This is a genomic window from Fictibacillus sp. NRS-1165, from assembly GCF_050468105.1.
Lineage (GTDB): Bacteria > Bacillota > Bacilli > Bacillales > Fictibacillaceae > Fictibacillus_C > Fictibacillus_C terrinigri.
In genome coordinates this window covers 1-26190 of the sequence record NZ_JBDPNU010000038.1, presented here as the reverse complement: position 1 = coordinate 26190, position 26190 = coordinate 1, and the positions used below count along the sequence as shown (strand labels likewise).

The 26190-nt window shown below is 44.8% G+C and carries 24 protein-coding genes and 2 pseudogenes; 9 read left to right on the top strand and 17 right to left on the bottom strand.

Going from position 1 to position 26190, the window contains the following annotated elements:
* The first annotated feature begins 171 nt into the window (after positions 1–171).
* A complete protein-coding gene (locus ABHN01_RS16880) occupies positions 172–375 on the top strand; it encodes a hypothetical protein (protein ID WP_429876495.1) in 204 nt (67 codons plus the stop codon).
* Positions 376–459: 84 nt separating this feature from the next.
* On the opposite strand, the gene uvrA is transcribed toward ABHN01_RS16880, so the two are convergent.
* Together uvrA and uvrB are read right to left on the bottom strand one after the other, a co-directional pair.
* Positions 460–3336 carry an excinuclease ABC subunit UvrA gene (gene uvrA / locus ABHN01_RS16875; protein WP_429876494.1) on the bottom strand — a complete coding sequence of 959 codons (2877 nt, stop codon included), beginning with the start codon at positions 3334–3336 and terminating at the stop codon, positions 460–462.
* Positions 3337–3347: 11 nt separating this feature from the next.
* Positions 3348–5330: an excinuclease ABC subunit UvrB gene (uvrB, locus tag ABHN01_RS16870; RefSeq protein ID WP_429876493.1), complete on the bottom strand. Its 1983-nt coding sequence runs from the start codon at positions 5328–5330 to the stop codon at positions 3348–3350.
* Positions 5331–5524: 194 nt separating this feature from the next.
* Between uvrB and ABHN01_RS16865 the strand changes: the two genes are divergently transcribed.
* Positions 5525–6397, top strand: a complete 873-nt coding sequence (locus ABHN01_RS16865) for a sulfite exporter TauE/SafE family protein (RefSeq protein ID WP_290398243.1) — start codon at positions 5525–5527, stop codon at positions 6395–6397.
* An 11-nt stretch (positions 6398–6408) separates the two neighbouring features.
* Here the strand turns inward: ABHN01_RS16865 and ABHN01_RS16860 are convergent, their stop codons facing one another.
* The gene (locus ABHN01_RS16860) at positions 6409–6639 is read right to left on the bottom strand and encodes a DUF2198 family protein (RefSeq protein ID WP_290398242.1); all 231 of its coding nucleotides are present in this window, start codon (positions 6637–6639) and stop codon (positions 6409–6411) included.
* Positions 6640–6870: 231 nt separating this feature from the next.
* Here ABHN01_RS16860 and ABHN01_RS16855 point away from each other — a divergent pair, with 231 nt between their 5' ends.
* Both ABHN01_RS16855 and ABHN01_RS16850 read left to right on the top strand, forming a co-directional pair.
* A complete protein-coding gene (locus tag ABHN01_RS16855) occupies positions 6871–7140 on the top strand; it encodes a hypothetical protein (RefSeq protein ID WP_290398241.1) in 270 nt (89 codons plus the stop codon).
* A gap of 67 nt (positions 7141–7207) precedes the next feature.
* Positions 7208–7345, top strand: a complete 138-nt coding sequence (locus tag ABHN01_RS16850) for a hypothetical protein (protein ID WP_290398240.1) — start codon at positions 7208–7210, stop codon at positions 7343–7345.
* A gap of 19 nt (positions 7346–7364) precedes the next feature.
* Here the strand turns inward: ABHN01_RS16850 and ABHN01_RS16845 are convergent, their stop codons facing one another.
* From ABHN01_RS16845 to ABHN01_RS16830, 4 genes are all read right to left on the bottom strand, one after another.
* Positions 7365–7988 carry an HAD-IA family hydrolase gene (locus ABHN01_RS16845; protein ID WP_429876492.1) on the bottom strand — a complete coding sequence of 208 codons (624 nt, stop codon included), beginning with the start codon at positions 7986–7988 and terminating at the stop codon, positions 7365–7367.
* 129 nt (positions 7989–8117) lie between these two features.
* Positions 8118–8537 carry an anti-sigma regulatory factor gene (locus ABHN01_RS16840; RefSeq protein ID WP_429876491.1) on the bottom strand — a complete coding sequence of 140 codons (420 nt, stop codon included), beginning with the start codon at positions 8535–8537 and terminating at the stop codon, positions 8118–8120.
* A 333-nt stretch (positions 8538–8870) separates the two neighbouring features.
* Positions 8871–9158, bottom strand: coding sequence for a hypothetical protein (locus ABHN01_RS16835; protein ID WP_290398237.1), 288 nt, complete (start codon positions 9156–9158; stop codon positions 8871–8873).
* An 86-nt stretch (positions 9159–9244) separates the two neighbouring features.
* Positions 9245–10150, bottom strand: coding sequence for a cation diffusion facilitator family transporter (locus tag ABHN01_RS16830; protein WP_429876490.1), 906 nt, complete (start codon positions 10148–10150; stop codon positions 9245–9247).
* A 247-nt stretch (positions 10151–10397) separates the two neighbouring features.
* On the opposite strand from ABHN01_RS16830, the gene ABHN01_RS16825 reads away from it, so the two are divergent.
* Positions 10398–10739, top strand: coding sequence for a YmaF family protein (locus ABHN01_RS16825; RefSeq protein ID WP_429876489.1), 342 nt, complete (start codon positions 10398–10400; stop codon positions 10737–10739).
* Between the two features lie 10 nt (positions 10740–10749).
* On the opposite strand, the gene ABHN01_RS16820 is transcribed toward ABHN01_RS16825, so the two are convergent.
* From ABHN01_RS16820 to ABHN01_RS16805, 4 genes are all read right to left on the bottom strand, one after another.
* Complete coding sequence (locus ABHN01_RS16820) at positions 10750–11187, bottom strand: GtrA family protein (RefSeq protein ID WP_429876488.1); 438 nt, start codon at positions 11185–11187, stop codon at positions 10750–10752.
* An 18-nt stretch (positions 11188–11205) separates the two neighbouring features.
* A complete protein-coding gene (locus ABHN01_RS16815; protein WP_429876487.1) occupies positions 11206–12903 on the bottom strand; it encodes a DUF6044 family protein in 1698 nt (565 codons plus the stop codon).
* A gap of 48 nt (positions 12904–12951) precedes the next feature.
* Positions 12952–13842: a UTP--glucose-1-phosphate uridylyltransferase GalU gene (gene galU / locus ABHN01_RS16810; RefSeq protein ID WP_429876486.1), complete on the bottom strand. Its 891-nt coding sequence runs from the start codon at positions 13840–13842 to the stop codon at positions 12952–12954.
* Positions 13843–14005: 163 nt separating this feature from the next.
* The gene (locus tag ABHN01_RS16805; RefSeq protein ID WP_429876485.1) at positions 14006–14992 is read right to left on the bottom strand and encodes a Gfo/Idh/MocA family protein; all 987 of its coding nucleotides are present in this window, start codon (positions 14990–14992) and stop codon (positions 14006–14008) included.
* Positions 14993–15167: 175 nt separating this feature from the next.
* Here ABHN01_RS16805 and ABHN01_RS16800 point away from each other — a divergent pair.
* Positions 15168–15718, top strand: a pseudogene (locus tag ABHN01_RS16800) (DUF6944 family repetitive protein).
* A gap of 14 nt (positions 15719–15732) precedes the next feature.
* On the opposite strand, the gene ABHN01_RS16795 reads toward ABHN01_RS16800, so the two are convergent.
* Entirely contained in the window at positions 15733–16725 is a 993-nt protein-coding gene (locus ABHN01_RS16795; protein WP_429876484.1) for a CobW family GTP-binding protein, read from the bottom strand.
* Between the two features lie 206 nt (positions 16726–16931).
* On the opposite strand from ABHN01_RS16795, the gene ABHN01_RS16790 reads away from it, so the two are divergent.
* Positions 16932–18056: a GTP-binding protein gene (locus ABHN01_RS16790; protein WP_429876483.1), complete on the top strand. Its 1125-nt coding sequence runs from the start codon at positions 16932–16934 to the stop codon at positions 18054–18056.
* A gap of 132 nt (positions 18057–18188) precedes the next feature.
* Here ABHN01_RS16790 and ABHN01_RS16785 read toward each other — a convergent pair.
* Positions 18189–18427 (bottom strand): annotated as a pseudogene (locus ABHN01_RS16785) (uS14 family ribosomal protein).
* Between the two features lie 176 nt (positions 18428–18603).
* Between ABHN01_RS16785 and ABHN01_RS16780 the strand changes: the two are divergent.
* Positions 18604–19551 (top strand): metal ABC transporter solute-binding protein, Zn/Mn family, encoded by a 948-nt coding sequence (locus ABHN01_RS16780; RefSeq protein WP_429876482.1) that lies wholly within the window; start codon positions 18604–18606, stop codon positions 19549–19551.
* Positions 19552–20107: 556 nt separating this feature from the next.
* Here the strand turns inward: ABHN01_RS16780 and ABHN01_RS16775 are convergent.
* The 4 genes from ABHN01_RS16775 to ABHN01_RS16760 all read right to left on the bottom strand — a co-directional run bounded on the left by ABHN01_RS16775 (position 20108) and on the right by ABHN01_RS16760 (position 24343).
* Positions 20108–20998, bottom strand: coding sequence for a manganese catalase family protein (locus ABHN01_RS16775; RefSeq protein ID WP_429876481.1), 891 nt, complete (start codon positions 20996–20998; stop codon positions 20108–20110).
* A gap of 60 nt (positions 20999–21058) precedes the next feature.
* Entirely contained in the window at positions 21059–21283 is a 225-nt protein-coding gene (locus ABHN01_RS16770; RefSeq protein ID WP_290399035.1) for a YuzF family protein, read from the bottom strand.
* 121 nt (positions 21284–21404) lie between these two features.
* A complete protein-coding gene (locus tag ABHN01_RS16765) occupies positions 21405–23138 on the bottom strand; it encodes a glycine betaine ABC transporter substrate-binding protein (protein WP_429876480.1) in 1734 nt (577 codons plus the stop codon).
* Positions 23135–24343 (bottom strand): quaternary amine ABC transporter ATP-binding protein, encoded by a 1209-nt coding sequence (locus ABHN01_RS16760; RefSeq protein ID WP_429876479.1) that lies wholly within the window; start codon positions 24341–24343, stop codon positions 23135–23137. Before ABHN01_RS16760 ends, ABHN01_RS16765 begins: the two co-directional genes overlap by 4 nt.
* A 360-nt stretch (positions 24344–24703) precedes the next feature.
* On the opposite strand from ABHN01_RS16760, the gene cls reads away from it, so the two are divergent.
* Entirely contained in the window at positions 24704–26152 is a 1449-nt protein-coding gene (gene cls / locus ABHN01_RS16755) for a cardiolipin synthase (protein WP_429876478.1), read from the top strand.
* The last annotated feature ends 38 nt before the right edge of the window (positions 26153–26190 follow it).

Here is a 26190-nt window from a genome sequence, read left to right as displayed (position 1 = left end):
AAAAGGACTACTTCTTCTAATTCTACTTAAGAAATATACATCCTTTAAAAATTCGCAGGTGTATTTGTTTTTTTCCCTTATTATAGGCTATCTTAGATAGGGATACTTATTTTTTGCACCCATGCCTTCACTCGAAATGAGAGAGTAAGGGAAATCAATATGGAGGATAACATGTTTTCAACCCAAAAAGCGATAAAATCTTTCTTTAGTTTTTTAACCATCCTTATGCTGGCTGGCATCATATTCGGAGCACTGGGAGATTCCAGCGCCGATTATTCCGCATGGGAACGGCTCTTGGCGGCGATCGTAGGTAGTTTGTTCGTTCTGCTCATAAATTACCTTTTATACAAGCTATTACTTTTTCTAAAAAAATAGAAGAGCTCTGCTGTTTTTTTACATTAAAAGTGCCAGGCACCACCATTACACACTTGTGTAATCGCGGTGCCCGGCACTCATTTTTTATTTTGTCACTGATTCTTTTTGTTGAAGAACAGCGTCCATGCGTTTCTTGTCCCGCTTGATGATGGGAGCAAGATAACGGCCCGTATGTGACTCAGGGGTACCGGCTAATTTTTCCGGCGTACCCGCGCCGACAATCGTTCCGCCTTTGTCTCCGCCCTCGGGACCAAGATCGATGAGGTAGTCACATTGTTTGATAACATCGAGATTATGCTCGATCACAACGACTGAATCCCCATTATCTACGAGCCTTTGAAGGACTTTCAACAGACGCGAGATATCATCTACATGAAGCCCCGTTGTCGGTTCATCCAAAATGTAGATCGTTTTACCGGTTGAACGCTTATGGAGCTGAGAGGCAAGCTTTACCCGCTGCGCTTCTCCGCCAGATAGGGTCGTCGCTGACTGACCAAGTTTTATATAGCCAAGACCAACATCTAGAATCGTAGCCAGCTTACGGTTGATCTTAGGTATGTTGGCAAAGAAATCCACACTCTCCTCAACCGTCATATCCAAAATTTCCGCAATGTTTTTCCCTTTATATTTCACTTCCAGTGTTTCGCGGTTGTACCTTTTTCCGTGGCAAACTTCACAAGGAACATAAACATCTGGAAGGAAGTGCATCTCGATCTTGATAATCCCGTCTCCACGGCAGGCTTCACAGCGTCCGCCTTTTACGTTAAAGCTGAAACGGCCTTTTTTGTATCCGCGGACCTTCGCTTCATTGGTGGATGCAAAAACATCCCGGATGTCATCAAAAACACCTGTATAGGTAGCCGGATTGGAACGCGGTGTCCTTCCAATCGGCGACTGGTCGATGTCGATGACCTTGTCCACGTGCTCCAAGCCTCTGATTTCTTTATGCGCACCCGGTTTTTCCTTGGCCTTATGGAGCTTCTGTGCCAATGCTTTATGCAGGATCTCATTAACAAGCGTACTTTTTCCGGAACCGGACACTCCGGTTACCCCTGTAAAAAGTCCAAGAGGAATTTTTACCTTTACGTTTTTTAAATTGTTTTCAGAAGCACCGATGACTTCGATGTTCCTCCCGTCCGGTTTCCTTCTCGCTTTTGGAAGCGGAATGAACTTTTTGCCGGAAAGATATTGTCCAGTCAGGGAGTTCGGATCATCCATAATTTCATTCGGGGAGCCTTGGGCAGTGATCATTCCTCCATGAGCTCCCGCACCTGGTCCGATATCGATAATATAGTCTGCAGCGAGCATCGTATCCTCATCGTGTTCTACGACGATCAAAGTATTCCCCAAGCTGCGCATCTCTTCAAGTGTGCGGATCAGCCGGTCATTATCCCGCTGATGAAGTCCGATTGAAGGCTCATCCAGGATATACAGAACACCCATCAGCCTTGAGCCGACCTGTGTGGCAAGCCGGATACGCTGAGCTTCTCCTCCGGATAATGTTCCAGCTGCACGGTTTAATGAAAGGTAATCGAGTCCCACATTTACAAGGAAGCCGATCCGGTCAACGATCTCACGCAAAATTAAGCGGGCGATCGCGCGCTCTTTGTTTGTTAGATCAAGATTTTCAAAGAATTCTTTCGCCTCGGTCACAGATAGAGCGGTGGCTTCACCGATATGCTGACCGTTGATAAGTACCGCCAGCGCTTCTTTTTTCAATCGGTACCCTTTGCATGAAGGACAGGCTTTTTGTCCCATGTAGCCTTCCATCTGCTCCCGGATGTAATCTGAACCCGTCTCTTTATAGCGGCGTTCAACGTTAGCCAGAACGCCTTCAAAATAAATATCATTCGTTTTAACTTGCCCAAAATCGTTTTTATACCGGAAACGGATTCTCTCGGTATCACTGCCATAAAGGACTTTATCGAGCTGATCTTTAGGCAGGTCTTTAACAGGAACGTCCATATCAATTCCAAAATGATCGCACACACTCTTCAGAAGCTGCGGGTAGTACTGGGAGCTCACAGGCGTCCAGGGAGCAATCGCATTCTCATTCAGCGACAGGCTCCAGTCAGGGATGACGAGTTCAGGATCAACCTCAAGCTTCATTCCAAGACCGTCACATGAAGGGCATGCACCGAACGGGCTGTTAAAGGAAAACAGGCGCGGCTCAAGTTCACCGATTGAGAAACCGCAATATGGGCAGGCATGGTTTTGGGAGAAAAGGAGTTCTTCCTCACCCATTACATCGACCGTAACGGTTCCGCTGGCAAGGTTCAGCGCTGTTTCAAGAGAATCAGCAAGACGTGTGGCGATTCCTTCCTTTACGACAATACGGTCGACGACAACATCGATGGAATGCTTCTTGTTCTTTTCAAGCTTAATATCTTCGCCGATGTCCCGAAGTTCACCGTCAACTCTTACACGGACATAGCCCTGCTTTTTAATGTCTTCGAGCACTTTAACGTGTTCACCCTTGCGGCCTGAAACAACGGGCGCAAGAATCTGCAGCTTCGTCCGTTCAGGGTACTCGAGAATACGGTCGACCATCTGTTCAATCGTCTGCGATGTAATCTCAATGCCGTGATTCGGGCAGACCGGCCGGCCAATGCGTGCGAAGAGGAGACGGAGATAGTCATAAATTTCTGTTACAGTCCCTACTGTTGAACGCGGGTTCCGGCTGGTCGTTTTCTGGTCGATCGAGATGGCAGGAGACAGTCCTTCGATAGAGTCGACATCGGGCTTATCCATCTGGCCCAGAAACTGCCTGGCATAAGCAGATAACGACTCAACATAGCGCCTCTGCCCTTCTGCATAGATCGTATCAAACGCCAGCGAGGATTTTCCTGACCCGGATAAACCGGTCAGAACGACCAGTTTATCCCTTGGAATCGTAATATCTATATTCTTTAAATTATGGGCGCGTGCACCCTTTACTATAATGTTCTGGTTGGTAGACAACAACAATCACCTTACCCTTCAGCCTTAAGCTCAAGTATCATATCACGAAGCTCTGCGGCCCGCTCGAACTGCAGATTTCGTGCTGCGTCCTTCATTTCCACTTCCAGACGCTCGATAAATGCTTCGCGGTCTTTTTTGCTCATTTTTTGTTTAGGTGCTTTAGATGTATATTCTTCCGCTTCCTCAGCCGCCTTTGTGGCGCGGATGACATCGTGCACTGCTTTTTTAATCGTTTGCGGCGTGATCCCGTGTTCCTCGTTATACTTCAATTGGACGTTGCGGCGCCTCTGTGTTTCGCCGATGGCGATCTCCATGGACTTCGTAATATGGTCTGCATACATGATAACGTGGCCATTGCTGTTACGCGCTGCACGGCCGATCGTCTGGATGAGTGACCTTTCCGAACGAAGGAATCCTTCCTTGTCGGCATCCAGAATGGTAACCAGTGACACCTCCGGAATATCCAATCCTTCTCTTAAAAGGTTAATCCCTACCAGCACATCAAACACACCGAGCCTGAGGTCCCTGATGATCTGGATCCGCTCCAATGTTTTGATTTCAGAATGGAGGTATCTTACCTTTATACCCATTTCCTGCAGATAATCTGTCAAATCCTCAGACATTTTTTTCGTAAGGGTAGTGACGAGCACCCGTTCATTTTTCGCCACACGATCGTTAATCTCTCCAAGAAGATCATCAATCTGGCCTTTGCTCTTCCTCACTTCAATGGTCGGATCCAGCAATCCTGTCGGACGGATGATCTGCTGGATCGGTTCTGGTGCGTGCTCCGCCTCATAAGGGCCTGGAGTCGCAGAAACATAAATATGCTGGAACTTGTCTTTTCCTTCAAATTCATCAAACGTCAGCGGACGGTTGTCTTTGGCTGACGGCAGACGGAAGCCGTGCTCTACAAGCACATTCTTTCTGGCCTGGTCACCGTTATACATACCGCGGATCTGAGGCAGGGTAACATGGGACTCATCGATGACGATCATAGAATCATCTGGAAAATAATCAAGCAGTGTATACGGTGTGGATCCGATCGGGCGAAGCGTCAGGTGCAGGGAATAGTTTTCGATGCCTGAGCAGAATCCCATCTCACTCATCATTTCTATATCATAGCGGGTCCGCTGTTCAAGCCGCTGTGCCTCCAGAAGCTTTCCTGCATCATTAAGCTCCTTCAGCCGCTCCTCCAGCTCTGCTTCAATCCGCTGGATCGCCAGTTTCATTTTTTCTTCACGGGTAACAAAGTGGGATGCCGGGAAGATCGCGACATGCTTCCGCTCCCCGACAATTTCTCCTGTCAGGGCGTCCACCTCTGTAATCCGGTCGATCTCGTCTCCAAAGAACTCTACCCGCAGGCAGCGTTCATCACGGGATGCGGGGAAGATTTCCACTACGTCTCCGCGTACACGGAAGGTACCGCGTGTGAAGTTAATGTCGTTGCGGTTGTACTGAATATCCACCAGATCACGCAGAAGCTGGTCCCTGTCTCTTTCCATGCCTGTGCGCAAGGAAATGACCATACTCTTGTACTCCTCCGGCGAACCGAGGCCATAAATGCATGAAACGCTGGATACGATGATAACGTCCTTCCGTTCAAAAAGCGAGGAGGTGGCACTGTGTCTGAGCTTATCAATTTCGTCGTTGATGCTCGCGTCCTTCTCGATGAACGTATCGGACTGCGGGATGTAAGCTTCCGGCTGATAGTAATCATAGTAGCTCACAAAGTATTCAACCGCGTTATTCGGAAAGAATTCTTTAAACTCACTGTACAGCTGCCCTGCCAATGTTTTGTTATGGGCGATAACCAGCGTTGGTTTATTCACCTCTTTTATGACATTTGAAACCGTAAATGTCTTACCTGTACCTGTAGCGCCAAGCAGTGTCATTTTTTGCTTCTTCTCTTTGATCCCCTGAACCAGCTTCCGGATCGCTTCAGGCTGATCTCCCTGAGGTTCGTAAGAAGATACAAGCTGAAAAGACTCACTCATTTCACAACCTCCGTTCCTAAATTTTGCTAATAAGATTATAACACAGCTGACCTGCAAAACTCTAATTTTTACGAACAAATATTCGCGCGTTAAATGTTGGAAATAACGAATTTATCATGTGAAATATATTTTCATCCCTCTCCGCTTGGTGTACACTTTGAATGTTGGACAGAACGTCTAAAGGAGAATGCATCTTGGAATTGCTTTATGTTCTTCTGGGGCTTGCGGTTGGAATTATTTCCGGTTTTTTCGGACTTGGGGGAGGCTTTATCTTGACCCCTGTGCTGATACTTTTTGGCTATGAGCCGGTCACTGCAATTGCGACCAGTCTCATGTATTCGATCGGGACCAGTGTTTCAGGGGTATTTGCCCATCTTCGCATGAAAAATATCTATTGGAAAACAGCCATTACCCTTGGTTTGTCTGGAGTGCTTGCCACACAGGCAGCACACCCTGTTGTCATGTGGCTTAGCGAAAACCATTGGGATAAAATTGTTATACCAGCCTTATATATCATACTTATGGGATACTTTGCTGTTCAGCTGCTCAGGAAAAAGAAAGGAACAAAGCCAGCGGCAGCACCAGCGGAAAGTGCTTTTTCCATCCCGAAGGCCCTGCTGATCGGGTTTACCGGCGGGTTCCTTTCTGCCACCCTCGGGGTCGGCGGCGGCTTTGTCATGGTGCCTCTGATGATTTCTGTATTGAAGCTGCAGCCGAGAAAAGCCGTAGGAACGAGCCTCGTGAGTGTTTTTGCTATTGTTGCAGCCGGTTTTCTCACCTACGCACAGTCGGTCACGCTCAACTATCACATGGGCCTATTATTAATTATTGGCGCATTGATCGGCGCCCAGCTGGGAGCGAGGCTTACCGCGCTCTATCAAAATCACCAAATGGAAACATATCTCGGCGGAATTTACGCCGCAACGATCGTTTCCGTATTTCTTCAGCTTTTACATTTCGGCCGCATCGGCCTCGGCGTTGTTTCGGTCTATATTATGATACTGCTTTTCTTATTTTTAAAGGATTCCGCTCGCTATTGGCGAAAAAAAGCGTCCGCCCCTTCTTGAGGCGAACGCTTTTATTTCATTTTGCGCGCTTGTTTCTTATATATGTTCAACCCAAGCCAATATCCGATCATCAGAGAACATAATCCTGTTGCCTGAAGATAAAACGGCTGATTTTGTCCATCAAACGCAAACAGCATAATAAGCAGCGTGATGAACACAGGCAGATACTTTGAAAAGAGCACCCGGTTAAAAATAAGCTGTAAAACAATCGGCAAAAGCGCTGCCATTAACACCTCAACCATAACAAGCCTACCCCTATCTATTCAAATACTTTCTCATTTTTACTATAACACATTGAAACAGCTCAAGCGCCCTGTTTAAAGCCTGCAGACGATCGTACTAAACAATACCTCCCTGCCATGCAAAAACTGCAGCTCTATGAAAATTTTATGAAATAGGTTTTAAAGGGTAACTATTTCGGGAATTTACAGAATATTCACTTAAATTTTTACAATTATTGAGGAGGTTTGTCCATGAATACGCGCAGGGTTATCGGCATATACCCTTCTGAAAAGAAATTGTTAAATCGGCTGAAACTATTGAAAAAAGACGGAATGGACACAAAGCATATGTTGGTCGTAGGACCTTACGAGACAAGCAAGGTGCCGCCCTCCGAAAAGAACATCCAGCAGAAGCTGGTCAGGATTGGTGTTTTGGAAAGCGAGGCTAAGCTTTACTCGGCTGTAATCGAAGGACAGTACATTTTACTGAACACTGTCACTCATCAGGAATATTTAGCCTAGAGAAAAAAGAAGCATATTGCCTCTGCTGTTTCATAGATTGATATGAAGAGGAGGAGGCGCCCATATCATGAATGAACCTGACCAAATGAAAGCATTAAACCAGCTGCTTGAAATTATCCACTATAAAGGCAATAAACGAAAGCTGCCATTTTTAGCTCTGCCTTATAAGAAGCGAAAACAGCAAGTCAAAACCCTGCGTCCTTAACGCAGGGTTTATCATGTGCTCAGTGTATGACCTTTAAAATATCTTTAGGCTCATACACCATGAAATCCGGTTTTTCTTTTTCAGCGGCCTCTCTTGCATCATAACCCCAGCTGACCCAGATGATTTTAATGCCGCATTTACGGCAAGCGGCAATATCCCTGGCTTCATCACCCACGTAGATCACTTCTTCCTTTCCCAGACCGGTTCTTTTCAGATAGCTTTTAATATGGCGGTCCTTTCCGAACAGCCGGTTCGAGCAAATGACCTCTTCCATGGGACTCAGCCTGTTCCGATCTAGAAATGCATCGATGTTCTTTCTGGAATTGGAGGATATAATGGCCGTTTTATATCCCCTGCTGTTTACTTCCGATAAAAGTTCAGCCATGCCGGGGACCAGTGTCACTTCCTCAGACGCTTGATGGTACAGCTCGTAAAATTCAGTGCTCCAAGCTGGCAGTTTATGCACCGGGAAGTCAAATTGCTTCATCCTTTCCCTCATTGAAAGCTTCCTTAAATACTCCATCTCTTCTAGATCTACTCTGCGAAAACCATGTTTTGCCGCCAGCTGATTAAACACCGATAGGAACACCCGCTTCGAGTCAGCCATCGTGCCATCAAAATCAAAGATTACAGATTTTATCATAAATAAGGATTCTCCTTAATATTTGGCTTCATTTTTATTATAGTTCAGAGACAAGCAGTTTGTAATATTTTCCATTAAATACCCATTAATTTAGCCGCCTGCTCCCATTACTTTCATGGAAATCGGCGGCTATTTCATCATTTTTTCACTGCACCATTTAATGGCTATGATCTCAGTTCCCAAATTAAGAGTCGATCGGACGTTGATGCTATCCATTAATTTTTGGACACCCGGCAAACCGGCTCCCAATCCTCCTGAACTCGTGTAACCCGTTTGAAGCGCCAGGTCTATATCCTGAATACCCGGACCGTAATCAATCGCTGATACTCTGATCCCTGGCCGTTTTACTTCTTCAACCGCTTCGACAATGATTTTACCTTGTCCCGCATAAAGGTAAATGTTTCTGGCAAGCTCTGATATCACTGTTTTGATCCTGACCTGATTGACTTGATTAAATCCGATGATTCTGGCAAGCTCCTTACCTTCTTGCCTGGCAATAGATATATCCAGTTCTTTAGTTATGTCAACCGTAACCTGATGATAGAACATGGTAAGCACCTCTATTCCTGTTTTATTGGTAGTGCTTACTTGCTATTGGCATACGGAATATAGTATTTTTAGACACACCACTGAATAAACAACACATTATATATATACCTTTCATACCTTCAACAATTTATGTATTTATCCTTTTTATTTCAACAAATTCATTTCCTTTTGGGGACATCTTACTATAGAAGACATTACTTTATCGATCATACTTATTTCGACATCCCTCCTGCATTTCCTTTAAAGAGGTAAGGATTCTTCAAGATCCCATCTTTTTTACATCCTCTGTAAATAAAAAGGGCCTTGTCCTGTGACAAGGCCTAAACACCAATATTACTTCTTCCCTGAATTTTCATGTCCGGGAAGCTGCTCATCCGGAGTTGACTGTCCGCCTGCAGAAGTATTCTTATCCGGGATGATCGTTGCCTGCTGTCCGGATGCGTCGGGCTTTGCTGTACCAGACTGTGAACTCGGCAGCTGATCCTCTGTACCAAAGTCTCCGATCGAAACAACTTTCAGCCCCAGATCACTTAAGTTATCATTTAATTTTACACGGAGATCTTTATCAAAGGTCTCTGGAGCATCTTCCGTATATTCAAGCTGCACATGGATAGATTTCATTCAACTTCTCCTCCTTTTTGCATTTCTTTATGCAATCTATTCCCGATTTGATTTGTACTAAACAAAAAGAACACCCGTCAAAGGTGTCATTTTTTGTCAGGGAAGTAAGGGTTAATATGGATAAATACTTCTGATGTATCCGGAAATCTGTTTTGTATTTCGTCTCTTAATTCTCTTGCAATATCATGGCCTTCTTTAATACTCAAGTCATAATTAAGTGAAATCCTTAAGTCCAGGATGATGTAATGCCCATGTGTCCTGGCTCTCATCCGGTCGATCCGTTTCACTTCATTAAATTCCAAAACGACCTTTCGATACTGCGTCAGCATCGGTTTCTCGATATTTTTATCCATGAGTACATCAATGGATGAACCGAGCAGTTTTAATGAAATTTTTAAAATAAGAAAAGCAACAATAAGACTGGCAGCAGCATCACCGTACAAGAGAAAGTGCACGTTGAATCGCTCACCGATCATCGAGAGAATGACACCGAAAAACGCTGCCAGAGAAGCGACAATGTCCGCTTTATGGTCAAATGCTATCGCGATGATGGCCTTACTGTTGTATTTTTCCCCCAGCTTCATGGAGTTATGGTACAACAGATGCTTTGCTATATAAGAAAATAAAGCTGCAATCAATGCAATGTATTCAGGTGCATGAGGAGTTCCCATCAATCCGAGAATGCCTTCAACGACAATGTAAATCGAAACAAGAAATAAAATAATGCCTACAAAACCCTCACTAAGCACTTCTGCTTTACCATGCCCGAATGGATGGTCTTCATCAGGCGGTTTGTTGGAAATCCCCACCACGGCCAATACAGCAATGGAAGCGACAATGTCGGCAGCAGAGTGAATGCCGTCAGCAAAGACAGATTCACTTCCTGCCATCAGCCCGACTGCCACCTTTCCAACGGTTAATATGCAGTTGCTGATCAGAGCCAGCCAGGCTACTTTTTTACCGATCCTTTCTCTTTCTTTTACAGTGTCCATGTTCCCCTCCTAAAATAAAGTTTCCCGAAGGAAAAAAAAACCCTAAGCCCATTCCGGCTTAGGGTACTATGTAATTTTGAATTTTGGGCTCGTCATATCCATCATCCTTATTTGTTGCGGCAAAAATACCAGTTCTTTAATGATACTCTTTTCAAAACAGAAATGCAATCCAGCATTAATTTCTGGAAAATAACACACTGCGGAAACATATCTATGAAGTAGATCAATGTTACAGGAGGAATCTGCTATGAACAACAAAGTCAGAAAAAATGATTTTGTGCAAGGTTTTGTTCCCCATCATAACCATGGTTCCGTTGACTATACTTCTATGGCCGATAATCATGTTCATCAATGTCTTGATGTGACTTCACCGCCCATTCCCACGCAGGACGGAGGCCATATCCATTTTACGGAGGGGTACGTCTTGTTTGAAGATGGGCATACCCACCATTACCGTGCCTATTCTGGTCCGCCCATACCTGTTGGCAACGGCATGCACGTACACTTTTACGACTTTTTCACAACTGTAGACGATGGACATCGTCATCATGTAAAAGGTGTAGACCAGCCCGCTCCCGGAACAAAATAACAACTTTTTATTACTCTCCAGTTAATGAGCCCGCTTTGCCATGACTGTTTTTTTCGTTAAAAACGAAGCGTTTCTGCCCGCCATAATTCAATACCGTATAAAGTCCAGTTCCAATCAGTACTGCGGCATCTTTGGCAAACTCCTTTGGCAGGGGAAGGATAGCTGAAAACGCCCATTTAACAACCTGTATGCCAGCGTAGTAGGCTGTACAATAGCAGAGCAGTATAACGATAATAAAACGAATCATGCTTCCGGCAACGGGTGTGGAACTCTTAAAGGTAAACATCCGATTCAGCACATAGCTTACACAGGCTCCAACCGTGTTTCCCAAAAACGTTGCAATCCAATACGTTGCACCGGCTGCATGAATCAACAGATAGATGACGGATAGTCCGACAAGCGTATTGATGACACCAACCATTAAAAAACGCACAAATGAATGTTTCATTGTTCATCAACCTTTAATTTATTCAACAGCTTCTGCACGATACAAATAAATCTTCCATGCCGATTCTTCTTGTGAGAACGCTCTGACAAAGTGCAGATGATTTTCTTCCGCATTGCCGATCGGCAATGCGGAAAAAATGTACTGTCCACCCATTTCGGTAAAGACTTTAGTGTTCAGCTGCAGATGATGAACCACTTCTTTTGAATCCTTTGTGTAATGATACTTTTTCCCCAGTTCATCTGCGAACAGATAGCACCGGTTTCCCCAACGGTCAAAGTACTTCCTTAACGCCCGGTCTTTATCCAGTTCCTTGGCAATGATCTTCCGAAACTGATGCTTATAGGACAACGGATAATAATTATTATAGGTATCGAGTGTGTAGAAGCCATTATACTGAGCAATGGCAGGATGGATCCCTATACTCGCGACCCGGTAAGATGGCTGAGGACTGCCTATATAGTCCTTGATCTCCTCAAATTGCTTTTCAGCATAAAACTCCTTAAAGGACGGAGCACCGACCGAACGATAATAGATCTCTTCATGAGCGCAGCACAGAACAAAAATCTGAAGAGCAATCCCAGCCTTCACCCATATCCTCCAAGATCCTCTATTCCATAAAACCCAGCATCCCAAAGCAAATAATGCGTAAATAACGAGAGGACGCAAAAAATGAAAACGGGCAAAATTGAAGGTTGCAAGAAAAGAAACCCTGACTTTAATCGGTTCCCAGCCCTTGTTAAACCAAAAGGCATACCAGACAGAGAGCAAAAAGTTAAGCACAAACAGGAATAGGAAAAGCTTTTTGCTATCAACGTTTCTGCCTCTATCTTTCCAAAGCTTCCAAAGCGCCGCAAACGTAATAGGCATGATGACCGCTGTATGCAGGGTGAGAACATGCGTGTGGCCCAAAAAAAAGTTCTTAAAAGACAGCCTCATCGAATGCCAGAATGTATGCTGCCCGATCTCAAACTCGTTCCGGCTTGTCGGTTCTTCAGGTACAACGAGCGAGTACAAGAGTCTGTATTCAATCATCAGATAGATTGCAACCATCAGTACGATACTGAATAAAAAGCGGAGGTTCCACTGCTTTTTTACCAGTGCATCATACATCCAAAGCAAACCCACAGCCGTTAGGAAAAAGAAAAAACCAAGCACAAAACTGGAATATAAGGGCAGTAGTACGAGAATCAGCCACTCCCTCCATGTGTCTTTGTGCTTTCTTATATTTAAAAAAGCCCATAGTGCCAAGGGCTGCCCGAGTGTACTGAGCATGCCCGAAGGCCAGAAGGGGGTGAGAGCAAACGCGAGCGAAACCCATACAGTAACTGGATAAGCTTTTTGGTCTTTTATCCAATGTCTCGTCAGCAGCAAATACATGCCGATGAACGCAAAAATACGGGTAATTCCCTGGCTCATTGCGTAAGCTGTCATCGGCTCAAACCAGTGATGAAGCCACTGGATCAGGCTGAACTCCGTTCCGAACGCATTGCGGGGTAGCCCGTTTATGATTTGGGGAATAACCGCATCCATCGGACCAAATAGCTGGCCGCTCTCTTTTAGCACCTTATACCAAGCGATGTTAGAATCCATATTATCATGCACTCGGATATGCGAGTTCTCGCCAAGTATAAACGGAGGGGCCATGAAGAAAAACAGGAACACCCATGCGAGTATCAGATGTTTTTTTTCCGGGCTTAAGGCTGGCCAGTATTTCACAATTCAGAGAACCCCTTCTGTTTAAAATAAGCCGTAAAATCGGCAAAATTACAATTTCGGATCGGCCTGTACGTCCATCATCTTTTCCTTTAAATAACGCAAGAGAGGCTCGTTAAGCTCCTTATTTTTCAGAGCAAATTCAATCGTCGTCATGATAAATCCAAGCTTGTCCCCAACATCGTAACGATCGCCTTCAAACTCGTAGGCATACACATGCCGATTCTGGTTCAGCCTCTGGATGGCATCCGTAAGCTGAATCTCTCCACCCGCCCCGATCTCCTGATTATCCAGAATGGAAAAGATCTCTGGAGTAAGAACATAGCGCCCCATGATGGCCAGGTTTGATGGTGCTTCACCTCTAGCGGGCTTTTCCACAAAATTAGAAACCTCATACAATCGTCCGGATTGTTTTTTCGTCTCAATGATTCCGTATCGATCGGTTTCTTCTTCCGGTACCGGTTTGACCCCGATTACAGACGACCCTGTTTTCTCGAACTGCTGAATCAGTTGGCGAATGCATGGTGTTTCTGACTGTACAATATCATCACCAAGAAGCACGGCGAACGGCTCGTCTCCAATAAACTTCCTGGCACTCCACACCGCATGACCGAGTCCCTTCGGCTGTTTCTGGCGGATGTAATGAATATCGGCCATCTCTGAAGATCGTTGAACTTCCTGAAGGAGCTTCACCTTGCCCTTGCTGAACAGACTTTGCTCCAGTTCGAAGGAATAGTCAAAGTGATCCTCGATCGCACGTTTCCCTTTACCTGTCACGATCAGGATATCTTCAATGCCTGAACTAATCGCCTCCTCCACAATATATTGAATAGTGGGTTTGTCTACTATAGGCACCATCTCTTTCGGCATCGCTTTGGTGGCCGGCAGAAACCGGGTACCAAGCCCGGCTGCTGGAATAATGGCTTTCTTTACTGTTTTCATATCTACCACTCCTCAAAGGCCTCAAAATTGTACCCTATCTATGCATTAGTGTGACCAATGCTCTCTCATCCAAACCCCCATTTTCATCTGATAGGTACTATTCCATTTTCACTGCTGAATTAAACAAAAACCGCTCATTTAAAAGGATGAGCGGTTTTTGTCGTTATTTACTGTCATTCGGATAGACAACTCCAATCTGGCTGCGGATTTCATCCATGATTTCCATGACGGTAAGAGAATTCGAGTGTGAATTAATGTCAGATTCAAGTTTTCCTTGCTGAATCAAGGAGATGAATTCTTTTGCTTCATAATACATCGGTTCATGATCGGCAGTCCGAGAGACTTCTTCTGTCGAGCCGCCCCTTAGCCGGATCTCTACTTTCTCCGGGGTATGAATCCGGTCAATGACGATACTCCCTTTCTCCCCTTGAATTTCAGAAGGGAGGAAGGAATCAGTAATTTTCGAGTAGGTGATGACGGCTTCCATCGACTCATAGGTCAGAAGAACACTTCCCTCCCCATCGACACCGGATTCCAGCATGATCCCGCTTGCCTTTACAGTGAGCGGTTTACCAAACAGAACAACGAGCGGATAAATGCAATACGTTCCCAAGTCCATTAGTGCTCCGTTCGAAAACTCGGGCTTAAATGCATTTAAAATGTTTCCTTCTTTATAGGCATCATAGCGGGAAGAATATTGGCAATAGTTCCCGACGTATCTTCGTATCGTTTCGATCCTGGGCAAGCACTCCTGGATCGCCTTGAACCCTGGAAGCATCGTAGACTTCAGCGCCTCCATCATAACCACCTTGTTCTCTTTTGCTGCTGCAATCATATCCTTCACTTCGCCTGCGTTCGATGCAAGGGGCTTCTCACAGAGCACATGCTTCCCATGATTCATCAGCATGATGGCCTGCTTCGAATGAAAAGAGTTTGGACTGGCGATATAGACCGCATCGACGACTTCTGATTTTGCCATCTCTTCCACATCCGTAAAAACGGTCTGCACCCCGTATTTATCCGCAAACTCTCTGCCTTTTTCCTCCGTCCTTGAATAGACGGCAGCCAGTTTAAAATCCTCCAGATCCCCTGCTGCTTTCAAAAAAGAATCGGTAATCCAGTTCGTTCCAATTATACCAAAACGTATCACAATAAATCCTCCTTCATCGTGCTCTCTGATCATCATGCATTTAATGTAGCATGTTTTACAGTTCTGTGCGGAAATTTAGCTGTCTGCTTAATTAGAAATCGATCTCGATATGTTAACGCCCGGCTTTCCTGCTGAATAAGATTTAAGTAAGATAAAAACAGGAAGCTGGTTGCCTATGAATAGCCATAGCAAAGAAATTGCAGGATCTGTAATAGCAGCTTTAGGCACCCTTCTTTCAGCAATTGGGACTACTCCATTTCCTGCTTTACCAAAGGAATTCCGGAAGGATTTAGACCTTTTCGGCAATACATTGCAAGCTGCCGGAAATTCACTTGAAGCCGGCGGGCAAGGAACGTTTTCACTGGAACTGATCGGAAATGAACTTCAGGCGATCGGAAACGTTACAGTCATCGCCGGTCTTCTTATGGATTTTGAAGGCCACATCGAGGACATTTTAATCATAACGGGGAATTGGACCCAGGCATTAGGCGGTTTGGTTGCTTTAGCAGACGAATTTGAGGACAGGCCATCGGGAACTCACTTCAGGCGCTGGGCGGTTCATATGAGCTGCTCGAAGACGGCGGATACTATCATCCGTCTGTCTTCTTTGACAATGATGACTTAATTATCACTGGCAGCCGGATCCAAGCTGTGGGCGCTGCTATCTCTGTCATCGGTCAAATTAAAGAGGAAACGCAGGAAGCCGCTCTGAACATTAATGAATAGCCATTGTAGGGAAACTACACTTTATATGTCTGCAGAACCTCCTGCTGAAAGGAAGTTCGAATTTCCTCAATCGGCATGTTATAACCGATCAAAATCAGGCATGTCCGGCAGGTTGGGTCTTCCATCCGTTCTATCTCCAGTTCTTTCGATGCGAATTGAAATTGATAGAGACCAGAGAGAGAAGCCAGCGATACCATTCCTTTTCCGCGCAGCACACTTCCAGGCAGCTTTTTCAGCCATTTTTCAAAGCGGATTCGCTCGACCGCAGGAAAATCTTCTATTTTAAACGCTTTAAAAGGGTGCTCGTGGTGGTGGTGTTCATGATTGTGATGCGAATGGCCGGCTTCTTCCATTCCATCCCCAAGGGAGACGGCAATCGTGCTCATCCGTTTCTTCAACAGCTCCTCCAGCTCCACTTCACCATAGACCGTTTCTATGATTTCAACATCTGCTTTTAATAGCTTGCTAAGTTTTTTATAGATCTTTTCTTTCGTTTTCTCGTTGACAAGGTCCATCTTGTTTAAAAGAATAAGTGTAGCGCTCGTCATCTGTTCATTGAGCATCTCCCGTATTTCCCTTGAACTGGAGAAAATGCTTTGATACTCAAGGAACTTGCTCGCATCGGCGAGACTGATGATGGACTGTGTTTCAAAACCGTCAAGAAGACGCGGATCGGTCAGCGCTTCAAGAATTTCCTTCGGATTTGCCACTCCTGTACCTTCAATCAGTAATACATCGACAGCGTTCTCTTCCTGTAAAAAGAACTGAAGCTCCTCGCGAAGATCGTCCTGTATCGTACAGCAAATACAGCCGTCCAGCATTTCCAGCAGCTTTTCACCTTTAAACATATGCCCTTCTACATTCACCTGACCGAGCTCATTAAGAACGATGCCCGGCTTAAGCCCCCTCTTTTTAAAGTCAGACAGCATCTTGAGCAATACTGTTGTTTTTCCGCTGCCAAGAAAGCCGCTTAGTATGTAGGTTGGTATTTTTTGTGGCTGTGTCATATGATGGCCCTCCTATCAGTAAATGCTTGTTATTTTTATAAATCGTAATCATTATGTTTTATCATATCATGGATGGCAGGTCCAGACCTAGAAAAACAAACAAATTATCTATTCATCAAAAAGATTTTCGCTGTCCCCTTTACTTCTTAAAAGAGTATGGTAAGATCCAAATCGTAAACATTACGTTTTATTTTGGAGGGATTGGATTGGAAACCATACCTGTTGCCGTGCTCAGCGGCTATCTGGGCGCAGGGAAAACCACTCTGCTTAATTACATACTAAACAACCGCGAGAACTTAAGGGTTGCTGTCATTGTAAACGATATGAGTGAAATAAATGTGGATGCCGAAATGATCAAACAGGGCGGGTTTTCCCGCACGGAGGAGAAGCTGGTAGAATTGCAGAATGGCTGCATCTGCTGCACTTTGCGCGATGATTTGCTTCTGGAGGTTCAGAAGCTTGCTGACAACAAGACGATCGATTACATCGTGATCGAGTCGTCTGGAATAAGTGAGCCTCTTCCGGTTGCACAGACATTAACCTACCAGGATCAAGAATCAAGCCTCGATCTTACCAAGTTAGTGTCACTTGATGCTTTGATCACCGTTGTGGATGCCCACCGGTTTTGGGAAGATTATGCTTCAGGAGAAAACCTTCTTGATCGAAATCAAGCAGTCGATGAAACAGATAAACGCCAAGTGATCGATCTGCTCGTTGATCAAATTGAATTCAGCAATATCATTATCATTAATAAAACAGACCTTGTAGCATCTGAGCAAGTCGCACGTCTAAAAGCAGTCATGCGCAAGCTGCAGCCCGAAGCTAAAATATTGGAATCCATCAAAGGCCAAGTTCCACTTAGCCAACTGCTGAATACCGGACTATTTGATCTTGAAAAGGTCAGCCAGTCACCCGGCTGGCTTAAAGAGCTTAACGGTGAGCATACACCTGAAACAGAAGAATTTGGCATCACTTCTTTTGTGTATCGCCGGAAACGCCCATTCCATCCTGAACGCCTGATGAAATGGCTGGAAAACTGGCCTGCAAAAATCGTGCGGTCAAAAGGAATGTTTTGGCTGGCTTCAAGAAACCGTACAGCCGGCCTTTTATCTCAGGCAGGTACTTCGATTGTCATTCAAGGAGCAGGAGACTGGATCGCTGCATTGCCTGAGGATGAACAAAAAGAAACTCTGGCAGAAGCACCCGAACTGCTTGAGATTTGGGACGGGCAGTTCGGTGACCGCTTGACAGAGCTTGTCATGATTGGAATGAACATGGACCAAAAAAGTATCGAACATTCACTGGATCATTGCCTTTTAACAACAGAATAAATGAATTCCGATTGGGAAAAACTCCGAGATCCTATTCCTGCATTCTATACGGAAGGAAGGTGAGGCCATGGTCTTAATGCAAATTAGTAAAAAGCTTTCTCTTCACGTTTTGTGAGAGAAAGTTTTCTCTTTTTACCAGCTTGCTTTTTTCACGCCTGGAATTTGGCCTTTATGAGCAAGTTCACGGAAGGACTCCCCTCGGCCGCGGTCACCTTGCATCGATTATGAAGCCTGGTTGAACTCGCGTTTCTAGGAAGCTTGCTCAAACCTTCATAATCTCCCATCGCCTTCAATTCTGCTCTTTTTGCAGCATAGCGCTCAACGACCGCCTGACGTTTTAACTCTCGTTCGATCATTGCTTTTTTCGCCATCATCCATCATTCCTTTCTTTCTTAAATCGTAATTATTACGTTTTGTATTGTAATCCTTACACATCGGGCTGTCAATAATGGCAATTTTTGTAAGATGGAGATGAGGAAAAACTCTTTACAAATCGTAACCATTACGATATAGTTCAGTAAGATCTTATATTGAAAGGTTGAATACGATGAAAATGATGAAATGGCTTGCCATGTTCACTGCTCTTTCTTTTATTCTTGCAGCCTGTTCCGGCCAAAACAAGACCAGTTCGGCCGAGGAAGCAGCTCATAAGAACAAAAAAATACAAATCAATACGACTATTTTTCCACTTGAGGATTTTGCAGCAAAGATCGGCGGCAAGTATGTTAATGTGCAAAATGTAGTACCTGCAGGTATCGAGCCCCACGACTACGAACCCACGATCCAAACGATGTCCAAACTGACTGATGGTGATATTTTTATCTATAACGGAGCAGGATTGGAAGGATTTGCCGACAAAGCCATCGACACATTGAATCAAGATCAAACGATGGTGGTTAAAGCCTCAGAAGGGATACCGCTTGCTGAAGCTCAGGAGGAGCATGAAGGCCAAAAGGAGCATCATGAACATGGAGACGTTGATCCCCATGTGTTTATTGATCCATTACATTCCATAAAAATGGCGGAAAACATAAAAAATGCATTGGTGAAAAAAGATTCTTCTCATAAAGAATACTATGAGAAAAACTTTGAGGATTTAAAATCTCAGATCGCTGCTATTGATCAAGACTTCAAAACTCTTATGAAAGGCAGCCATAAAAAAGAAATCCTTGTTTCACACGCTGCTTATGGTTATTGGGAGAAGCGATATGGATTAAAACAAATTCCAATTTCCGGACTTTCTCCGTCCAATGAACCGACCCAGAAACAGCTGCAGCAAATTATTAATCTTTCAAAGAAACATCAGATCCGCTATGTTTTGTTTGAAGACAATGTCAAACCGCGGGTAGCCGATACAGTAAAATCTGAGGTGGGTGCCGAGGCCCTGTCCTTCCATAACTTGGAGTCACCCTCTCTAAAAGATATTTCAGGTAAACAAGACTATATCAGCCTCATGGAAAAAAACATTAACATTCTAAAAAAAGTTCTTCAATAAATTAAGAATCCTCATCCTTCTGCCCGGATGAGGATTTTCCATGTTTACGTTTCAGACGGACAGTTTACTCACTTATCCCTCTCTTCTTTGATCCGGATAAATTTTATGCCAAATAAACAGTCCGATCACCCAAAATAAGATCAATAGACTCCAGTAGAAAGTGAACATGCGCTTTCCTCCCTCTATTTTTCCCGTATAAAAAGCCCGCTTAAACAGAACGTGATCTGCTTAAACGAGCCTCTAGATGTCTAGTCAGCTCTTGCTCTATGTAATTCACCAATTTGGAGACGGCGGAACATTAGGCCGGCGATGCCATATTGCACCTTGCGGGTTGTTCCCTCTGCCGCTGTTGATGTTTTAGTTTGAGAGTATGTTACCTTACTTTCAGGACAGATGTCAAGGTTTTCCGAGTGAAATACTCTGAATAAGTAGTTTGGCTCAATTATTTCGAGTTTGGCTCAATTCTTCCTGAGTTTGGCTCAATTAGCTGGAGTTTGGCTCAATTACCACAAAAAAACCGAACCACTCCATCATACACTGGCGATTCGGCATCCCTTTACAAATTCGACATCAGCCTCTTCAAAATGCGCTCATAATCATCCCGGTCGATGCCCGGGGCAAATTCCTCAGGAAGTTCTTCAAAGTCCGGTACGGGAGCCCCTTCCGGCATGCCGTCAATGACCGTTAACTGCTGGCCGGTTTCAGGGTTCTTTCCTTTCCAGATCTTGCTGATGTCGCGGTACTCAGGCTCTCCCCACGTATACAGCACATTATAAAGTCCCTGATCCATAAATTTCTTTGCGTAATCAAACTTGCTGTTGTCGAGTCTCGGAACCGGAAGCATTTTTCCGACGTCCACACCGGTTGCTACTTCCAATGCCTTTGCATAAGCGATAATATGGGTGCCTCCCCGGACGAGTAAATAACCGGTCAAGGTTCTTGCTGTTGGATGCTCCGTCATTTCATACACCCTCATTTTATGGGTACGCGCTCCGATCTCCAACAGATAGTTATGAAGAAGATCAGCTATAAGATTTCCGGTATTGGTTACAAACTCTCCGTTCCACGGGCGGCCCATGGAGTCACCCGGGTAGGCAGTCTGAGGCGTCGTCGTAAAATGGAGCGAATAGCGTGCATCCTTCCCATTTTGCAGCGGTGTGCTGTCCGGGTCACCCGGAAACGTATTGCCGAATGACATGAGATTAATCGTATTGGCCACCAATTCCACATGGCCGAACTCCTCCGCCGTGATGCTGGCCACCAGGTCATAAAAAGGTTTAAGTTTTTTCTTTCCCCGAAAATTAAATGACTGGAACATGTAATTATTCAGTGTAGACATCTCTCCAAACTTTCCGCCCAAAAGCTCCTGAACGGCTGAGGCTCCGTTCATGTCTCCGTGCTCCGGCCGCGGCAGTTCGATCTGAATTTTGTTCACACGTTTTATCATGATGCTTCACCCCCCCGCTGTGTTTCTACTACCTCAAAGCCTATGTGGTCCCCAGGAGGATTATTCGGGAATAAGCTGAGGATTCGGCACCACCCAGATGATCGCTTGCGTGCGGATATGAAATGAGTTTCCTGCGGATTCTACGACGATATGATCAGGAACCACCTGTTTAAGCGTCCCCCGGACCGACCCTCGCTCGGTCTGGACGACAACCGGCTTTCCTACGGCCGGCTGCAGCGATTGATATACGTATGGATCGCCCACGACCCAATTGATGTTATTCATGCTGAGCTCCCCCTTAACAAACAATTTGCAGTATTCCTTATAGTTTATTAGAAGGATTTGGCCATTAGTCTATCTAAAAAAGAGGACAGCTTTCAGGAAGCTGCCCTCTTTTCAATCATTCTTATTTTTTTAGATCCTCAACGGAATCGATCGGCATGTATTTCGGAACCGTCAGTCCAAGCTTCGTACCTTCCAGGTTAGGACCGAGATCCTCGAATTTGCCTTTATATTTGTTGTAGTAATCCTTGTGAGTCGTTGGCAGCCATGCGGCGACCATCGCGTCGGCACTTCCGTCTGCCACTCCAGCGAACATCGGGCCGGCTTCAACCTGCTGAAGTTTTACTTTATAGCCCTGCTGTTCAAGAACTTTTGCTACAACGTTCGTACTTGCAATTTCGGATTCCCAGGCTACATATACAAGGCTGACTTCTTTCCCATTGCCTTTTTGAGCACCTTTCGTCCATTTGCTGACTTGTTGCTTATGGGATTTCACCCATTTAGCTGCAGCGTTTTCAGGCTTCGCTCCATCTTGAACGTCCACCATGACCTCTTCCATGTCAGAAGGCTTCCAGTAGAACTGATCCAAGATCTTGTTAGCGCCTGGATTTTCCTGCTTGAATCCTTTTTTCGTGAGAGTATGGATGCTTTCTCCCTTACCGTAAGAGCCTTTAGGGTCCTTCAGGTATTTAAGGTCGTACTTGCTGAACATCCAATGCGGCGTCCATCCAGTAACGATGATCGGCTCTTTCTTTTCATACGCTTTTTTCAATTCTGCGGTCATCGCTGCGGCTGAACCTTCTTTTAGTGTCCAGTCTTTATTCAAACCGTAGTCTTTCATCGCTTTTTCTGTTGATTTCATTAATCCGGCACCAGGATCGATCCCTGTTATTTCATAATTCACCTGGTCACCGACATTCTTAGAGCTCGTTTGATCCGGTTTAGCCTGTGCGATCGCTGTTGCAGCATAAGCTACGATCAGCACACCGGCTAAGACAGAATAAACAATTTTCTTATTGATGATATTGCCGAAAAGCGGTTTTCGTAAGTTTTGAGAGATTCGATCCAGGATGATTGCGATAATAACGATCGATAGCCCGGCTTCAAAACCTTGGCCGACTTTAATTTGCGTCACCGCACGATAAACTTCTGCTCCAAGTCCGGGTGCACCAACAAGTGATGCGATAACGACCATGGACAAGGCAAGCATGATACTCTGGTTGACACCAGCCAGGATGGTCGGTGCAGCCAATGGAAGCTGTACTTTGAGCAGCTTTTGTCCTGTTGTGGAGCCAAAGGCTTCTGAAGCTTCGATCAAATCTTTTGGCACTTCGCGGATCCCTAGATTCGTAAGACGGATCGTCGGCGGTACCGCAAAGATCACAGATGCCAGAATCCCCGGCACCACACCGATTCCGAAGAACAGAATCGATGGAATCAGGTATACGAAGGCAGGCATGGTCTGCATGAAATCCAAAATAGGGGTAATGATTCTTCTTGCGGTATCTTTTTGCGAAGCCCATATTCCAAGCGGTATTCCGATCAATATAGTCAGGACGACGGATGACAACACGAGTGCGATCGTATCCACAGTTGAATCCCAATATCCGAGATTATCAATCAGTAATAATCCGATCAAAGTAAAAATGGCCACTCCCCATCTGCTCGTGTAAAGAGCAATAAGAGTTATGATTAATATTAAAACAATCGATGGTCCCATTCCAAGAAGGGTGACAAGGTTGTCAAGCAGCCCATCGATAAAGCCTGTAATGGCATTGAACACAGGATCAAACGTGCTCGTTATCCAGTCCACAAGATGGTCAACCCATTGTGCTAAAGGGATTTTCGGAAAATTCATTCGTCATCCTCCTTTCCGTTCAGCCCATCGCGGTTGCCGGCAAGCGCCCCAATGACTGCGCCTCTGATAATGACACCATTTAACCGTTTTTCTTCATCCGTAACGGCAAGTGGAATCGTCGAATTCGCCATCGGTTCCAGCAAGTCAGAAAGCAGTGTGTCCTCACTTACGGTCAACACGTCTTTTTGCATGACTTCCTCGATGGTTTTATTTTCTTTAATGGCCATAGATGCAGCGTCTGCTGTCACAGCCCCAAGCAGTCTTTTTTTCCGGTCGACGACAAAGATGCTGGAATACCCTTGGTCTTTCATGATTTGAAGCGCAACCCGCGGCCCTCTGTCAGGAGAGATCTTCTCTGCCCGTTTCATTACGTGTGAAGCGGTAAGAACACGTGATATATCCACATCTTCCACGAACCGTTCTACGTATTCATTTGCCGGGTTCATCATAATTTCTTCAGGTGTTCCGATTTGAATGATGCTGCCGTCTTTCATAAGGGCAATACGGTCCCCGATTCGTAGCGCTTCATCCAGATCATGCGTGATAAAAATAATCGTTTTGTGCATGGAATCCTGAATTTCGAGGAGTTCGTCCTGCATATCCTTCCGAATCAATGGGTCAAGGGCACTGAAAGCTTCATCCATCAAAAGGATATCTGTATCGCTTGCGAGCGCTCTTGCCAGTCCCACACGCTGCTGCATTCCGCCGCTCAGCTGGGAAGGCAGCTGATTTTCATAGCCTTTTAATCCGACGATCTCAAGGGATCTCATCGCTTTTTCCTTGCGTTCCGATGGGGAGACATTTTGTATTTCCAATCCGTATTCCGTATTTTCCAACACGGTTTTATGAGGAAATAATGCGAAGTTTTGAAACACCATACTGATGGTCTTGCGTCTCACTTCTCTAAGTTGAGAGGAAGGCATTTTCACGATGTCTTTATTATCGATAAGAATTTCGCCACTCGAAGGATCGATCAACCGGTTAAGCATGCGGATCAAAGTGGATTTACCGCTTCCGGATAACCCCATGACCACGAAGATCTCACCAGGATAGATATCAAATGATGCGTTATTCACACCGACCGTGCTGCCCGTTTCTTTTAATATGTCTCTTTTTGAGTAACCTTTTTTCAGTAATTGAACGGCAGCTTTCGGAGATTTGCCAAATACTTTGGTTACATTTCTTACACTGACTTTTACTTCCATAACATCACCTCTAATTTTACGACATTTTTCGACAACCACGATTCACCGTAACTTTATTATTGTATAGAAGTATCAATGCTGCACCAAATTATGTATCGTTTGATTTAAGGGTGTGTGACAGTTACTATTAGGAATCCCAACAGATAGCCATAATATACTTACATATATGGACATATCCTCTAATATCCTTTCATATGCTTTCTTTTGAGTAACTATTCGGAAATTTATGGGATTATGCTACACTCTATTTATGAAAAAATCCAACCGGTCCCTCTGCTTATTATTTGAAGAACTGGGAATATACAAGGAGAATATGGTATGTTATACATCTACCGTACTCTTGCTTGTTAAGGAGAATTTATGCATATTTTTTCTATTTTACTAATGCTCGTTACCATTTTGAATATATTGCTTGCGGCCGTCATCGTATTTCGGGAACGCCGCGATGCCAGCTCCACTTGGGCCTGGCTCCTTGTTTTGCTCTTCATACCCTTAGGAGGCTTTTTTCTTTATTTACTCTTTGGGCAAAACCTGAGCAGAAATCGGCTTTTTCAATGGGATGACCAAAAAAAGCTCGGTTTGGAGAAAACATTAAACAGCCAGATGAAACATCTTAGGGAGGGCTCTTTTGAGTTCTGCAACGAACCTGAACGGGCCAGTCAGGATCTGATCTACATGCAGCTCCTCAATAACCAAGCTCCATTTTCCAGAGATAACTCCGTTGAAATATTTACCGACGGGGAAAAGAAATTCGAGAGCCTGTTTAAGGATATCGAGCAGGCTGAGCACCATATACACCTTCAGTATTACATCATAAAAAAAGACAATCTTGGCAGAAAAATAAGAGATATGCTGATCGAAAAAGCGAAGCAGGGAGTTAAGGTGAGAGTTCTTTACGATGAATTGGGATCACGAAGGCTCACCAAGCGCTTTTTTTCAGAGCTTCGAAAAGCTGGAGGAGAGGTCGAAGTCTTCTTCCCGACAAAGTTTGCCTTCATTAATTTTAGGATGAACTACAGGAACCACCGGAAGATCGTTATTATCGACGGAAAGATTGGATATGTCGGCGGTTTTAACGTTGGCGATGAATACTTGGGGCTTAATCCGAGGTTTGGTTTTTGGCGCGACACCCACTTAAAGATCCAGGGTACGGCCGTCCACTCCATGCAAACCCGCTTTATTCTGGACTGGAATCAAGCCTCTTATGGACATGATATTGATTATGACCCGGTCCTTTTTCCAGAAGAGATCGGCAAGGGCAGCATCGGCATGCAGATTGTGACAAGCGGCCCTGAATCCCAATGGCCGCAAATTAAGGACGGATACATTAAGATGATCTCCCTGGCCAAAAATTCGATCACCATTCAAACCCCTTACTTTATTCCTGACGCCAGCCTGCTGGACACGCTGCGGATCGCCTGCCATTCCGGGGTAGACGTAAAGATCATGATTCCGAATAAGCCGGACCATGTCTTTGTATACTGGGCATCTTTATCGAACATTGGTGACTTGCTGAAGGCAGGAGCAAAAGTCTATATTTACGACAACGGCTTTATCCATGCTAAATCTATCGTGGTCGATGATGAGATATCCTCTGTCGGAACCGCTAATTTCGATATCCGAAGTTTAAAACTCAATTTTGAGATCAATGCCTTTATTTACAACAAAACGATTGCCAAAAAACTGATGGACGCTTTCCATGAGGATGTCAAACTTTCAAGAAAGCTGACATGGGAACAATATCAGCAGCGTTCAAAATGGATCCGGTTCAGAGAATCTATTTCCCGCCTGCTCTCCCCCATCCTATAAAAACAAAAACCGCCTGTTCTGAACTGCACCCCAATTGT